General features: G+C 62.0%; 11 protein-coding genes. 8 read left to right on the top strand and 3 right to left on the bottom strand.

The features are described 5' to 3' along the window. Positions 1-25 precede the first annotated feature (25 nt). The 3 genes from patD to FOT55_RS24365 all read left to right on the top strand — a co-directional run bounded on the left by patD (position 26) and on the right by FOT55_RS24365 (position 4,627). The gene (gene patD, locus FOT55_RS24375) at positions 26-1,450 is read left to right on the top strand and encodes an aminobutyraldehyde dehydrogenase (protein WP_147824138.1); all 1,425 of its coding nucleotides are present in this window, start codon (positions 26-28) and stop codon (positions 1,448-1,450) included. Positions 1,451-1,535: 85 nt separating this feature from the next. After that, positions 1,536-3,446 (top strand): NAD(P)/FAD-dependent oxidoreductase, encoded by a 1,911-nt coding sequence (locus FOT55_RS24370; protein ID WP_049204908.1) that lies wholly within the window; start codon positions 1,536-1,538, stop codon positions 3,444-3,446. Then, positions 3,443-4,627: a c-type cytochrome gene (locus tag FOT55_RS24365; protein ID WP_147824137.1), complete on the top strand. Its 1,185-nt coding sequence runs from the start codon at positions 3,443-3,445 to the stop codon at positions 4,625-4,627. Before FOT55_RS24370 ends, FOT55_RS24365 begins: the two co-directional genes overlap by 4 nt. A 37-nt stretch (positions 4,628-4,664) precedes the next feature. On the opposite strand, the gene hmpA is transcribed toward FOT55_RS24365, so the two are convergent. Beyond that, the gene (gene hmpA / locus FOT55_RS24360; protein WP_147824136.1) at positions 4,665-5,855 is read right to left on the bottom strand and encodes an NO-inducible flavohemoprotein; all 1,191 of its coding nucleotides are present in this window, start codon (positions 5,853-5,855) and stop codon (positions 4,665-4,667) included. 357 nt (positions 5,856-6,212) lie between these two features. Here hmpA and glyA point away from each other — a divergent pair, with 357 nt between their 5' ends. Both glyA and FOT55_RS24350 read left to right on the top strand, forming a co-directional pair. Then, the gene (glyA, locus tag FOT55_RS24355) at positions 6,213-7,466 is read left to right on the top strand and encodes a serine hydroxymethyltransferase (RefSeq protein ID WP_025303922.1); all 1,254 of its coding nucleotides are present in this window, start codon (positions 6,213-6,215) and stop codon (positions 7,464-7,466) included. Between the two features lie 156 nt (positions 7,467-7,622). Continuing rightward, positions 7,623-8,768 carry a 3-phenylpropionate MFS transporter gene (locus tag FOT55_RS24350; protein WP_141967200.1) on the top strand — a complete coding sequence of 382 codons (1,146 nt, stop codon included), beginning with the start codon at positions 7,623-7,625 and terminating at the stop codon, positions 8,766-8,768. Here FOT55_RS24350 and csiE read toward each other — a convergent pair whose 3' ends face one another. Further along, complete coding sequence (csiE, locus tag FOT55_RS24345) at positions 8,769-10,034, bottom strand: stationary phase inducible protein CsiE (RefSeq protein WP_060434356.1); 1,266 nt, start codon at positions 10,032-10,034, stop codon at positions 8,769-8,771. A gap of 182 nt (positions 10,035-10,216) precedes the next feature. On the opposite strand from csiE, the gene FOT55_RS24340 reads away from it, so the two are divergent. Both FOT55_RS24340 and FOT55_RS24335 read left to right on the top strand, forming a co-directional pair. After that, positions 10,217-10,852 carry a DUF1007 family protein gene (locus FOT55_RS24340; protein WP_028127507.1) on the top strand — a complete coding sequence of 212 codons (636 nt, stop codon included), beginning with the start codon at positions 10,217-10,219 and terminating at the stop codon, positions 10,850-10,852. Then, the gene (locus tag FOT55_RS24335; protein WP_025303918.1) at positions 10,843-11,865 is read left to right on the top strand and encodes a nickel/cobalt transporter; all 1,023 of its coding nucleotides are present in this window, start codon (positions 10,843-10,845) and stop codon (positions 11,863-11,865) included. The genes FOT55_RS24340 and FOT55_RS24335 overlap by 10 nt, the downstream gene beginning before the upstream one ends. A 56-nt stretch (positions 11,866-11,921) precedes the next feature. Here the strand turns inward: FOT55_RS24335 and suhB are convergent, their stop codons facing one another. Next, positions 11,922-12,725 (bottom strand): inositol-1-monophosphatase, encoded by an 804-nt coding sequence (gene suhB / locus FOT55_RS24330; protein WP_025303917.1) that lies wholly within the window; start codon positions 12,723-12,725, stop codon positions 11,922-11,924. 119 nt (positions 12,726-12,844) lie between these two features. Between suhB and trmJ the strand changes: the two genes are divergently transcribed. Beyond that, a complete protein-coding gene (gene trmJ / locus FOT55_RS24325; protein WP_025303916.1) occupies positions 12,845-13,579 on the top strand; it encodes a tRNA (cytosine(32)/uridine(32)-2'-O)-methyltransferase TrmJ in 735 nt (244 codons plus the stop codon). The last annotated feature ends 62 nt before the right edge of the window (positions 13,580-13,641 follow it).

Here is a 13,641-nt window from a genome sequence, read left to right as displayed (position 1 = left end):
CGACCTCTGATAAAAGGATAACCCTATGCAAAGCCAACTGTTGATTGACGGCCAACTGGTGAATGGCCAGGGCGCGACCCAGCCGGTGTATAACCCGGCGACCGGCGAAGTGATCGCGCAGGTGGCGGAGGCCAGCCCGGAGCAGGTCGATCGCGCGGTGCTGGCGGCGGATGCCGCGTTCGCCGCCTGGGGGCAAACCACGCCGAAGGAGCGCGCCGAGCATCTGCTCAAGCTGGCAGATCTGATCGACGAGCATGCCGAGACCTTCGCCAGGCTGGAGTCGCTCAACTGCGGCAAGCCTTATCACTGCGTATTGAATGACGAACTGCCGGCGGTGGCCGACGTGTTCCGCTTCTTCGCCGGGGCCAGCCGCTGCCTGACCGGCATGGCGGCCGGCGAGTATCTGGCCGGGCATACCTCGATGATCCGTCGCGATCCGCTCGGCGTGGTGGCCTCGATCGCGCCGTGGAACTACCCGCTGATGATGGCGGCCTGGAAACTGGCGCCGGCGTTGGCGGCGGGCAACTGCGTGGTGATTAAGCCGTCGGAGCAAACGCCGCTGACCACTTTCAAACTGGCCGAACTGGCCGCCGGGCTGTTCCCGCCGGGCGTGCTCAACGTGCTGTTCGGCCGCGGCGCCGGCGTCGGCGATCGACTGACCGGGCATGACAAGGTGCGCATGGTGTCGCTGACCGGCTCGATCGCCACCGGCGAGCACATCATCGCCCACACCGCCGCCGGCATTAAGCGTACCCATATGGAGCTGGGCGGCAAGGCGCCGGTGTTGGTGTTCGACGACGCCGATCTGCAGCAGGTGGTGGACGGCATTCGCGGCTTCGGTTTCTACAACGCCGGGCAGGATTGCACCGCCGCGTGCCGTATCTACGCGCAGAAAAGCATTTATCCCGAGCTGGTGAAGCGGCTGGGCGAGGCGGTGGCCAGCCTGAAGATCGGTGCGCCGGAGGACGAGAGCACCGAACTGGGGCCGTTGATTACCGCCCAGCATCTGAAGCGGGTCGCCGGTTTTGTCGAGCGCGCCAAAGCGTTGCCGCACGTGCAGGTGGTGACCGGCGGCGAGAAGGTGAAAGGGCCGGGTTACTATTTCCAGCCGACGCTGTTGGCCGGCGCGCGCCAGGAAGATGAGATCGTGCAGCGCGAAGTGTTCGGCCCGGTGGTGACGGTGACGCCGTTTGACGATGAAGAGCAGGTGCTGGCCTGGGCGAATGAATCCAACTACGGGCTGGCGTCGTCCGTGTGGACCCGCGACGTGGGCCGCGCGCATCGCTTAAGCGCCCGGCTGCAATATGGCTGCACTTGGGTGAACACCCACTTCATGCTGGTGAGCGAAATGCCGCACGGCGGCCAGAAACTGTCCGGTTACGGCAAGGATATGTCGATGTACGGGCTGGAGGATTACACGGCCATTCGTCATGTAATGTTCAAACATTGATTTTACAGTAATTATCCGCACAATAGCGCGGCCTTCGAGCCGGCTCCGGCCGGCTGATGATAATAAAAATTGAAAGGAAGCCTATATGGGTATCACCAGACGCGATTTTCTCAACGGGGTGGCGATCACCATCGCCGCCGGGTTGACGCCGCTGCAAATCTTGCGCGCGTCGCCGCAAACCGCCAATCAAACCCTGTACTACCCGCCGGCGCTGACCGGGCTGCGGGGTAACCATCCGGGCTCGTTCGAGCATGCGCATCAACTGGGGCGCGACGGCAAAACCTTTGATTTCGGCAGCGTACCCGCCGTTGAAGAGTTCGATCTGGTGGTGGTCGGTGCCGGCATCAGCGGGTTGGCGGCCGCCTGTTTCTGGCAGCAGCTGAAAGGCGAGCAGCAGCGCATTCTTTTGATCGACAACCATGACGACTTCGGCGGCCACGCCAAGCGCAACGAATTCAACACCGACGACGGCATGCTGCTCGGCTACGGCGGCAGTGAATCGCTGCAGTCGCCGCGCTCCAACTTCAGCCCGGTGGCGATGGGGCTGCTGCGCAAGCTCGGCGTCGATATCGACCAACTGGAGCAGGCGTTTGACACCACCTTCTACCCGGATCTGAACCTGAGCCGTGGGGTTTACTTCGATCGCAAGAACTTCGGCGTCGACAAGGTGGTGAGCGGCGATCCGGGCCGCACGGTGGCGGACGACATTCCGCGCGATCGCCTCAACGGCCGTTCGTATGAAGCGTTCATCGGCGATTTCCCGCTGCCGGAAAGCGATCGCCAGGCGCTGATCGCGCTGCATACGGTGGAGAAAGATTATCTGCCGGAGATGACGCTGGAGCAGAAGGTCGAGTGGCTCGATACCCACAGCTACACCCAGTTCCTGCGTGAAAAAGTGGGCCTGAGCGAGCTGGCGATCCGTTATTTCCAACAGACCACCAACGACTTCCAGGCGGTGGGCATCGACGGCACGTCGTGCAGCGATGCGCGCATCTGCGATCTGCCGGGCCTCGGCGGCATGAATCTGCCGCCGCTGGACGAAGAGTCGCAGGCGGATCTCGACGATCCTTACGTGTTCCACTTCCCGGACGGCAATGCCACGCTGACGCGCCTGATGGTGCGCAAGCTGATCCCGGCGGTGGCGCCGGCCGGCAAAGACATGAATGACGTGGTGCTGGCCAAATTCGACTACAGCCAGCTCGATCGGCCGGAGTCGCCGGTGAAGCTGCGTTTGAACAGCACCGGGCTGCATGCGGCCAACGTCGGCGACAAGGTGGAAGTCACCTATATGACCGGCGAGAAGATGACCAAGGTGCGCGCCGGGCAGGTGGTGATGGCCGGCTACAACATGATGATCCCATACCTGGTGCCGGAGATGTCGCACGAGCAGCAGGAGGCGCTGAAGCAGAACGTCAAGGCGCCGCTGGTGTACAGCAAGGTGGTGATCCGCAACTGGCAGCCGTTCATCAAGCTGGGCGTGCACGAAATTTATTCGCCGGCCGCGCCGTACAGCCGCGTGAAGCTGGACTACCCGGTGAGCATGGGCGGGTACCAGCACCCGCGCGATCCGGCTCGGCCAATCGGCCTGCATATGGTCTATGTGCCGACGCTGCCGGGCAGCGGCCTCAGCCCGCGCGAGCAGTCGCGCAAAGGGCGCGCGCTGCTGCTGGGCACGCCGTTCGAGGTGCACGAGCAGATGATCCGCGAACAGCTACAGGGCATGCTGGGCGAGGCCGGTTTCGACCATCAGCGCGACATTCAGGCGATCACCGTCAACCGCTGGTCGCACGGTTACTCCTACTTCCTCAACGGGCTGTTTGACGACGAAGACGAAGCCAAGAAAATCATCGAAACGGCGCGGCAGCCGATCGGCAAGATCGTTATCGCCAACTCCGATTCCGACTGGAGCCCGTACGCCAACTCGGCGATCGATCAGGCGTGGCGCGCGGTGAACGAACTGGCCTACGGCAAGGTTGCCGCCAAGGAGGGAGCATGAGTCTGCGTTCGCTGTACCTGTTGAGCCTGCTGGCGGCCGGCGGCTCGGCCCAGGCGATGTCGGCCGGGGAATACGTCGCCAAAGCCGGCGACTGCACCGCCTGCCACACCGCGTCGGGCGGCGCTGAACTGGCGGGCGGCATGAAGTTCCCGACGCCGCTCGGGGCTATCTACGCCACCAACATCACGCCGGACAAGCTGCACGGCATCGGCGCCTATTCGTTCGAGGAGTTCGATCGCGCCATGCGCCAGGGGGTAGCCAAAGACGGCCACCGGCTCTACCCGGCGATGCCGTACACCTCCTACGCCAAAATGAGCGCGGAAGACATGCGCGCGCTGTATGACTACCTGATGAATGAGGTGCCGGCGCAGAACGTCGCCAACCGGGACAGCGACATCAGCTGGCCGCTGTCGATGCGCTGGCCGCTGGCGGTGTGGAACTCGCTGTTCCACGACGACCAGCCGTATCAGGCAGATCCGCAGCAAAGCGCCGAGTGGAACCGCGGCGCCTATCTGGTGCAGGGCGCGGGCCATTGCGGCAGCTGCCACACGCCGCGCGGCTGGGCGATGCAGGAGAAGGGCCTGGATGGCAAGGAGCCGGTATTCCTGAGCGGCGCCGAGCTGGACGGCTGGTACGCCTCCAATCTGCGCGGCCTGCCGCCGGAAGAGGTGACGGCGCTGCTGAAAACCGGCCGCAGCCGCCATGCGGCAGTCGCCGGGCCGATGAGCGAGGTGGTAACCCACAGCACGCAGTATCTCAGCGACGGCGATCTGAACGCCATCGCGGTGTACCTGCGCAGCCTGGCGCCGGACGCCGCCGCCAAAGCCGCTGCGCCAGCCACGCAGGCGGATAACCCGGGCGGCAAGGCGACCTATGCGATGTACTGCTCGACCTGCCACGGCAATAAGGGGGAGGGCACTGACTTCGCCATTCCGGCGCTGGCGGGCAATGCCACGGTAACGGCGGACAATCCGCTGACCGCGCTGCGGGTGGTGCTGGAGGGGGCGCATACGCCGATCACGCAGCAGGCGATGGCGTTTGACATGCCGGCTTATGGCTGGGCGTTGAACGATCGGCAGGCGGCCGATCTGATGAGCTACCTGCGGGGAAGCTGGGGTAACCAGGCGGCGCCGGTGACGGTGCAGCAGGTGCAGGACGCGCGCCAACTGCAGGCGAAATGAAGAGGGAGCGCGGTCTGACGGCCGCGCTCCGCAAGCATTACAGCACCTTATGCGGGCCGAAGCATTCGTAGTGGATGCGTTCGGCCTCTACGCCCATCTCCAGCAGCTGTTTGCCCACGAACTGCATGAAGGCCACCGGGCCGCAGAAGTAATAGTGCATCTGCGGATCGGCCAGGCTGCCTTGCAGCGCGCTCAAATCCATCAATCCGCGGCTGTGGTAGTCGCGGCCTTCCACGTCATCGGCACCCGGCTCGCGGTACCACACATGGCGGCTCAGATTCGGCATACGCCCGGCAATATCCGCTACCTCATCGGCAAAGGCGTGCACGCTGCCGTTTTCCGCCGCGTGCAGCCAGTGGACCTGCGCCTGATGTTGGTTGTCGTGCAGGGTGTTGAGCATGCCGAGCATCGGGGTTTGGCCGACGCCGGCGGAGATCAGCGCCACCGGCGTGGTCGGCGCCACGTCGAGGAAGAAGTCGCCGTGCGGCGGGGCGATGTAGATCACGTCGCCTTCCTGCGCCTGCTGGTGCAGGTAGTTGGACACTTTCCCCTGATCTTCGCGCTTCACCGCGATGCGGTAGAACTCGCCGTTTGGCGAGGTGGTCAGCGAGTACTGGCGAATTTCCTGATGCTCCAGGCTGTCGTGCTTGATGTAGATCGCCAGGTATTGCCCCGGTTTGAAGTCCGCCACCCGGCCGCCGTCCACCGGCGCCAGCACGAAACTGCAGATCACGTCGCTCTGCGGCTGTTTCTTCAGGATGCGGAATGCGCGCAGATCGCGCCAGCCGCCGTTGTCGGTTTCGCTCTGCTGATAAATCTGCTCTTCACGCTGGATAAATACGTTGGCCAGCACGCCGTAGGCCTTGCCCCAGGCGTCCAGGGCTTCCTGGCCCGGGCTGAACATTTCGTCCAGGGTCGCCAGCAGGTGACCGCCGACGATGTTGTACTGCTCCGGCTGGATATTGAAGCTGGTGTGCTTCTGCGCGATGCGCTCCACCGCCGGCAGCAGCGCCGCCAGGTTCTCGATGTTGGCAGCATAGGCGCAGATGGCGTCGAACAGCGCCTGACGCTGATCGCCGTTGCGCTGGTTGCTCATGTTGAAAATGTCTTTCAATTCCGGGTTGTGCGCGAACATGCGATCGTAAAAGTGGGCGGTCAGCTTCGGCCCGGTCGCAGCCAGCAGGGGAATGGTGGATTTCACGGTGGCGATGGTTTGGCTATCCAGCATGGAAGCGCTCCTTGGGTTGGGATCTTGACGATAATTGTAATGATGTATTTTAAATGCATCTTATTGGGTTCCGCGTCGCTTGTAAATACCCTTGTTTTCGTTGCGGTGTTCTTCGGGCGTCGATCGCGCTCACAGAACATGAAAAAAGCGCATCGTTCGCATGAGGAAATGTCCGTTGATAAACGACGGCATTTAGCGGATCAAAGCCTTGCGCCACCTCATGCCAATCGTTTGCGTAAAAACCTCTGTCAAGACCTATCTTCGGTGGGGCGAAACGGTTTACACTGTGGCCCAGAACCCAAACGGGTAGTTATTTGGTGATTTTTTAGTTAGCTGATTTAAGTCAGGAGATGCCGGATGTTAAAGCGTGAAATGAACATTGCCGATTACGATGCGGAACTGTGGCGTGCCATGGAGCAGGAAGTGGTGCGTCAGGAAGAGCACATCGAGCTGATCGCGTCTGAGAACTACACCAGCCCGCGCGTGATGCAGGCTCAGGGTTCCCAGCTGACCAACAAATACGCTGAAGGCTATCCGGGCAAGCGTTACTACGGCGGCTGCGAATACGTGGATATCGTTGAGCAGCTGGCTATCGATCGTGCCAAAGAATTGTTCGGCGCCGATTACGCCAACGTGCAGCCGCACTCCGGCTCCCAGGCTAACTTCGCCGTGTACACCGCGCTGCTGCAGCCGGGCGACACCATTCTGGGCATGAACCTGGCGCACGGCGGCCACCTGACCCACGGTTCCCCGGTTAACCTGTCCGGCAAACTGTATAACGTGGTGCCTTACGGCATCGACGACAAAGGCCAAATCGACTATGACGATCTGGCCAAACAGGCGCAAACCCACAAGCCGAAAATGATCATCGGCGGCTTCTCCGCTTACTCCGGCGTGGTTGACTGGGCCAAAATGCGCGAAATCGCCGACAGCATCGGCGCTTACCTGTTCGTCGACATGGCGCACGTGGCGGGCCTGATCGCCGCCGGCGTGTACCCGAACCCGGTACCGCACGCGCACATCGTCACCACCACCACCCACAAAACCCTGGCGGGTCCGCGCGGCGGCCTGATCCTGGCGAAGGGCGGCGACGAAGAGCTGTACAAGAAGCTGAACTCCGCCGTGTTCCCTGGCGGCCAGGGCGGCCCGCTGATGCACGTGATCGCCGGCAAGGCGGTGGCGCTGAAAGAAGCGATGGAGCCTGAGTTCAAGGTTTACCAGCAGCAAGTGGCGGTCAACGCCAAGGCGATGGTGGACGTGTTCTTGCAGCGCGGTTACAAAGTGGTCTCCGGCGGCACCCATAACCACCTGTTCCTGCTGGATCTGGTCGATAAAAACCTGACCGGTAAAGAAGCGGACGCCGCCCTGGGCCGCGCCAACATCACCGTCAACAAAAACAGCGTGCCGAACGATCCGAAGAGCCCGTTCGTTACCTCCGGCGTGCGTATCGGCACCCCGGCCGTGACCCGTCGCGGCTTCAAAGAGGCTGACGTGCGCGAACTGGCCGGTTGGATCTGCGATGTGTTGGACAACATCAACGATGAAGCCACAATCGAACGCACCAAGAAGAAAGTACTGGATATCTGCGCCCGCCTGCCGGTTTACGCATAATCCCGCTTTTGCCTGATAAAACCCGCTGCGGCGGGTTTTTTTGTGGCTGCTCACGGTAAACTGTGAGCTGTCTGGCACTCTAACGCATTGAAGTGGAATGAAGATTGCGGGGCGGTGTGAGCTCTGTCAAAGTATTGCCCTCACTCCGGAGGGATCATGGTTCTGCAATCCACGCGTTGGCTCGCGCTCAGCTATTTCACCTACTTCTTTTCCTATGGCATCTTCTTACCGTTCTGGGGCGTGTGGCTGAAAGGCGAAGGCATCGCGCCGGAAACCATCGGCATATTGCTCGGCGCCGGTTTGGTGGCCCGCTTCCTCGGCAGTTTACTGATTGCACCCCGCGTTAAAGATCCCTCTCATTTAGTCTCCGCCCTGCGCCTGCTGGCGCTGCTGACACTGGCTTTCGCGGTTGGCTTCTGTTTCGGCAACGGTTGGGGCTGGCTGATGCTGGTGATAGCGGGGTTCAACCTGTTCTTCTCGCCGCTGGTGCCGCTGACCGACGCGCTGGCCGGCACCTGGCAAAAGCAGATCCGTATGGACTACGGCCGGGTAAGGCTGTGGGGCTCGCTGGCGTTCGTCATCGGCTCGGCGCTGACCGGGCAGCTGGTGGCGGTGTGGGGCCATAACGCCATTCTCTACAGCCTGATCTTCAGCGTGCTGGCGATGCTGCTGGGCATGTTGCTGAAGCCGAGCGTCATGCCGCAGGGCGAAGCACGCACGCACAGCGATACCGAACGTTCGCTGTGGGCACTGCTGAAAGAGGGGCCGGTCTGGCGCTTCCTGCTGTGCGTCACGCTGCTGCAGGGGGCGCACGCCGGCTACTACAGCTTCGGCTCCATTTACTGGCAGGAGGCGGGCTATTCGGCCTCGACCATCGGCTATCTGTGGTCGCTGGGCGTGGTGGCGGAGGTGATTATTTTCGCCAGCAGCAACGTGCTGTTCCGCCGCTGGAATGCGCGCAACCTGCTGTTGCTCTCCGCCTGCTGCGGCGTGTTGCGCTGGAGCCTGATGGCCTATAGCACCGAGCTGGGCTGGCTGCTGCTGATCCAGATCCTGCACTGCGGCACTTTCACCGTCTGCCATCTGGCGGCGATGCGCTTTATCGCCGCGCGCCAGGGACAAGAGGTGATCCGGCTGCAGGCGGTGTATTCGGCGCTGGCGATGGGCGGCGGTATCGCCGTCATGACGGTCATTGCCGGGTTCCTGTTCGAACATTGGCAGGGTGGGGTATTCTGGGTGATGGCGGCGGTCGCGGTGCCGGCCTTGTTCATCCGGCCGCCGGCGGTCAGCGTCAGCCGCTGATTAAGGCGCTTCCAGCAGCGCGCGGATGGCCTGGCGCTGCCGTGTTTCCAGCGGCAATTCGGTATAGATCAACGGCGGGTGCGGATCGCTGTGCACCGCCGCATAAGGGGTGATCACCAGCATGACGCCCTGCGGCGCTCCGCCGCGCAGATAGTCGCTCAACGGCAGATACTTGATGTTCAGCGGCAGCAGCGTGAGCTCGCGGATCTGGTATTCCACTTCCTCTTCCAACTGCGGGTTATCCAGCGTCAGCAGCAGCACCTGTTTTTCCTGCAGCGCGTTGTCCTGCATCAGCCAGGCGCCGAAGCTGATGGCCACCAGGCCCGCCTCCTCGTTGGAAAAATGCACGCCGTATTCCTGTTCCAGCGGTATCAGCGCTTCCTGCGTGGTGCGCATTAGCCGCGGGTATTTGCGCACCACTTCTTCCAGCAGCATATTGTCGATGCCGATGGCGAAACGGCAGCGCTCCAGCGCCGGCGCCAGGTGGGCGAACAGCTGGCTGACCAGCTCCGTCTTGCTGCTGAAGGCCATGCCGGAAAGCTGCTGGAAACGCTCGACCATGCTGTCGATCGCCGCCATCAATCTCTGCTCTTGCGCCGAGTCATTGCTGTGGTAGCTGTGATTTTTCAACATGGTGAAGGTCAGCGCCAAAAAATCGCGCTCGTCTGCCTGCGGCTGCTGGTTAAACAGTCGGTTGCAGGCCTGATGCAGCCAAGCGGCGGCCTGCTGCTCCGGCTTTTGCCGCAGCCAGTCGCGTTGAACGGCGTCGAAATGCGGATGGCGCTGCAGGCGATTTTGCCAGGCGCAGTAGAGCAGGTAATGCTCCAGGAATTGGCGGTCGCGCGCGTCAAAGTGGCGGCTGAGCAGTGGCTCGCAGGCGTCGATCGCTTGAGCCAGCGCAGACGCTGGGGCGGCATCTGCCGCCAGCGCGTGCCGCAGGCGCGGGGCGAAATCGTCTTCGACAAACTGCGGGCTGCAGCGCAGGGCCCGCCGCAGCCAATGGATCAGACACAGGCGCTGGTTGAGCGCGCTGCCCCGCAGGTGGTAGCCATGGTCGGGATCGACGGCGATCTCCAGGTGATGGAAACGCTGGATTTCACTGGCCACCTCGGCTATATCTTGCCGGGTTATCGGGGGGGCGACGCCGTTGATTCGGCTTAGGGTCTCCAGCTGTAACTCGGGCTCCGGCGTGTACAGCATCAGCAGCAGATGGCAGCGCCGTTGTTGTCCGGAGAGCGCGGGCACGGGAGTGGTGTCCAGGCTCATTATCACCTTCCGGCATAAAAGGTTGCGATTATGCCTAAGCATAGCAAAAGGCTTTGTGACGGCAGGGTTACCGCGCAGCTTTTACTTCGGCTTACAACTTTCGTCACAAATATCGCCGGGAGAGGCGGGCCGTTCGGCAGTTATTTGTGTTACGTTATAACAAATACAGGTAAGGCAGGATAATGATGAAGTTACGTCGTCTTTTGGCTGCTTTCGGCGCCGTGTTCAGCGCCGGTGCGATCGCGCATCCGCACAGCTTTATCGACATGAATACCACCTTCGTCGCCAAAGACCAGCGGCTGGTCGGCCTGAAAATGGTGTGGGTGATGGATGAAATCACCTCGGCGGATCTGCTTTACGATGCGAAAAACGCCAAGAGCGATTCGGAAGTGTGGAAAAAGCTGGCGGCGGAAGTGATGGCCAACGTGCTGGGGCAGCACTATTTCACCGATCTTTACCGCGACGGCAAGCCGGTGAAATATCTGAACTTGCCCAGCGAATATCACCTGTCGCGCCAGGGCAATCAGGCGGTGCTGGAGTTCGTGCTGCCGTTGGCCGAACCGCAGCCGCTGGCGGGCAAGCCGTTCGAACTTTCTACTTACGATCCGACTTATTTCGTGGATATGACCTATAAAGACCAAAATGCACTGCATCTGCCGCCGGAGATGGCGCAGCAGTGCAGCTACAAGCTGATGACGCCGCAGCCGAATGCGTCGCTGCAGGCCTATGCGCTGTCGCTCGACAAGAACGACTCGCCCGGCGAAGACCTGGCGCTGGGGCAACAGTTCGCCCAGCGGGTGACGCTGCAATGTCGTTAAATCTCTCGCAACCGACGACGAGCCGGCGTCACTGGGCCTTCGGCCTGTGGCCGCTGCTGCCGTTCACACTGGTGCTGGCGGCCGCCGCGCTGCTGGCGTGGCACTATTGGCCGCAGCTGCTGATGCAGAGCGTGGTGTGGCAAAAAGCGCTGCACCAGCAGATGGCGGGGCTGTTGCAGCAGGTGAAGGCCGCGCCGCAGCAGGCCGGGTTGGCGCTGATGCTGTTCAGCCTCGGCTATGGCGTCTTGCATGCGCTCGGCCCCGGCCACGGCAAAGTGGTGATCGCCACCTATCTGGCTACCCATCCGGCGCGGCTGAAAAGCAGCCTGAAGCTGACCTTCGCGGCTTCGCTGGTGCAGGGCGGGGTGGCGATCGCGCTGGTCACGCTGATGCTGGTGGTGTTACAGCTCTCTTCGCGCCAGCTGCACCAAAGCAGTTTCTGGCTGGAGAAGGGCAGCTTTATTCTGGTGATGCTGCTTGGCGTGCTGCTGAGTTGGCGCGCGCTGAAACGCCTGTTTGCGGCGATCAAGGCGATGCGCCCGGCGCCGGCGCTGCGCATCAACAGCCTGACGCCATTGGCGGCGGATCATGTGCACAGCGCCAATTGCGGCTGCGGCCACCGGCATCTGCCGAGCGACAGCGAGCTGCAGGCGGGAAGCGACTGGCGCACTCAGGCCGCCATCGTGCTGGCGATGGGCATGCGTCCCTGTTCGGGGGCGATTTTAGTGCTGCTGTTCTCCAAGGTGATCGGCGTGTTCGGTTGGGGAGTGATCTCCGCGCTGGCGATGGCGTTCGGCACCTCGTTGACCATCTCCATGCTGGCGCTGCTGGTGCATTACAGCCGCCGGCTGGCGGTGCGCCTCAGCCGTTCGCGCGCGCCCGCCGCCTGGAGCGCGGTGGCCTGGGGCTCGCTGGCGCTGGCAGGCGGTCTGATTCTGTTGGCCGCCGGGCTGTTGCTGTACGTCAGCGCGCAGCCGGAATTCGGCGGCGGCATCCGCCCCTTCTCCCGCTAACGGGCATAAAAAAAGCGCTGCATCGGCAGCGCTTTTTTTCGATTCGCTTCTGGCGATTAACGCTTCAGCGCTTCGCTCAGTTCTTCACGCATGGTGGCCAGCATGGCTTTCACCACGCGCGGGTTACCTGCGACCAGGTTACCTGAGCTGAAGTGGTTGTGGCCGCCGACGAAGTCGGTCACCAGGCCGCCGGCCTCACGCACCAGCAGCTCGCCCGCGGCGAAGTCCCACGGCTTCAGGCCGATCTCGAAGAAACCGTCTACGCGGCCGGCGGCCACATAGGCCAGATCCAGCGCGGCGGAACCGGTGCGACGGAAGTCTGCGCACTGGGTGAACAGCTTGCCGACGATGTTGATGTAAGGCGTTGCGTGCTGTTTGACTTTGAACGGGAAGCCGGTCGCCAGGATGGTGCCATCCAGATCTTTGGCGTTGGTACCGCGCAGGCGGTAGCCGTTGAGCTGAGCGCCCTGACCGCGAGTGGCGGTGAACAGTTCGTTGCGCATCGGATCGTAAACCACGGCCACTTCAGTACGGCCTTTGATGCGTACGGCGATGGAAACGGAGAAATGAGGGAAACGTTTGATGAAGTTTGCAGTGCCATCCAGTGGATCGATCACCCATTGCACATCGCGATCTTCGCCGATCAGCTCACCGCGTTCTTCGCTCACGATACTGTGTTGCGGATAAGACTTGCGGATGACGTCGATGATCAGATGCTCTGCATCGCGATCGACGTTGGTGACGAAGTCATTGGTCCCTTTCTGGCTCGCTTCTACAGCGTCCGGGGTTTCGTAGTTTTTGGCAATCAGGTTACCGGCCTTGCGCGCAGCGCGCACGGCGATAGTCAGCATCGGATGCATGGGTATCTTCCAACTAGGATGTTAAAGAACAGGAAACGGCGCGAAGTATAGCAGCTGTTCGGCAAATTGCCTACGGCTGTGTTAAGATGCTGCGATTTTCCGCCACGCTCAGAGTTTGTATGCTGCACAATATCCGCATTGTTCTGGTAGAGACTTCACATACCGGCAACATGGGCTCGACCGCCAGAGCCATGAAAACCATGGGGTTAACCAACCTTTATCTGGTTAATCCGCTGATCAAACCCGATTCTCAGGCCATCGCCCTGGCTGCCGGCGCCAGCGACGTGATCGGCAACGCCACCATCGTCGATACCCTCGATGACGCCATCGCCGGCTGTAGCTTGGTGGTGGGCACCAGCGCACGTTCTCGCACCTTGCCGTGGCCGATGCTGGAGCCGCGTGAATGCGGCGTGCGCGCGGTGCACGAGGGCGAGCACGCGCCGGTGGCGCTGGTGTTCGGCCGCGAACGCGTCGGGCTGACCAACGATGAATTGCAGAAGTGCCACTACCACGTCGCCATTCCGGCCAACCCGGACTACAGCTCGCTGAACCTGGCGATGGCGGTGCAGATCCTGGCGTATGAAGTGCGCGTGGCTTACCTCGATCGCCAACAGGCGGGCGCGCCGCAGCTGGAAGAGACGCCGTATCCGCTGGTGGATGACCTCGAGCGTTTCTATCAGCACCTGGAGCAGACGCTGCAGCGCACCGGCTTTATTCGCCCGTCCCATCCGGGCCAGGTGATGAGCCGCCTGCGCCGGCTGTTCACCCGCGCGCGCCCGGAAGGGCAGGAGCTGAATATCCTGCGCGGCATGCTAACCTCGATCGAGAAACAGGATAAACATCAAGGTAATTAATTGATGTGGCATAACGGTGGGCGACAATAGTATTAGTTATCCAAAGGTTATAACATGTATTT

Origin of the sequence: Serratia bockelmannii (assembly GCF_008011855.1) — a bacterium.
GTDB classification, from domain to species: Bacteria; Pseudomonadota; Gammaproteobacteria; order Enterobacterales; family Enterobacteriaceae; genus Serratia; species Serratia bockelmannii.
Note: the sequence above shows the minus strand (reverse complement) of the source record. Positions and strands in the feature narration are given on the sequence as shown.

What these genes read in the sequence shown, in the direction of transcription:
- csiE (WP_060434356.1), bottom strand. Translation starts at nt 10,034, where the DNA reads ATGAGCCTGGACACCACTCCCGTGCCCGCGCTCTCCGGACAACAACGG.
- patD (WP_147824138.1), top strand. Translation starts at nt 26, where the DNA reads ATGCAAAGCCAACTGTTGATTGACGGCCAACTGGTGAATGGCCAGGGC.
- FOT55_RS24370 (WP_049204908.1), top strand. Translation starts at nt 1,536, where the DNA reads ATGGGTATCACCAGACGCGATTTTCTCAACGGGGTGGCGATCACCATC.
- suhB (WP_025303917.1), bottom strand. Translation starts at nt 12,725, where the DNA reads ATGCATCCGATGCTGACTATCGCCGTGCGCGCTGCGCGCAAGGCCGGT.
- FOT55_RS24365 (WP_147824137.1), top strand. Translation starts at nt 3,443, where the DNA reads ATGAGTCTGCGTTCGCTGTACCTGTTGAGCCTGCTGGCGGCCGGCGGC.
- glyA (WP_025303922.1), top strand. Translation starts at nt 6,213, where the DNA reads ATGTTAAAGCGTGAAATGAACATTGCCGATTACGATGCGGAACTGTGG.
- FOT55_RS24335 (WP_025303918.1), top strand. Translation starts at nt 10,843, where the DNA reads ATGTCGTTAAATCTCTCGCAACCGACGACGAGCCGGCGTCACTGGGCC.
- trmJ (WP_025303916.1), top strand. Translation starts at nt 12,845, where the DNA reads ATGCTGCACAATATCCGCATTGTTCTGGTAGAGACTTCACATACCGGC.
- FOT55_RS24350 (WP_141967200.1), top strand. Translation starts at nt 7,623, where the DNA reads ATGGTTCTGCAATCCACGCGTTGGCTCGCGCTCAGCTATTTCACCTAC.
- hmpA (WP_147824136.1), bottom strand. Translation starts at nt 5,855, where the DNA reads ATGCTGGATAGCCAAACCATCGCCACCGTGAAATCCACCATTCCCCTG.
- FOT55_RS24340 (WP_028127507.1), top strand. Translation starts at nt 10,217, where the DNA reads ATGATGAAGTTACGTCGTCTTTTGGCTGCTTTCGGCGCCGTGTTCAGC.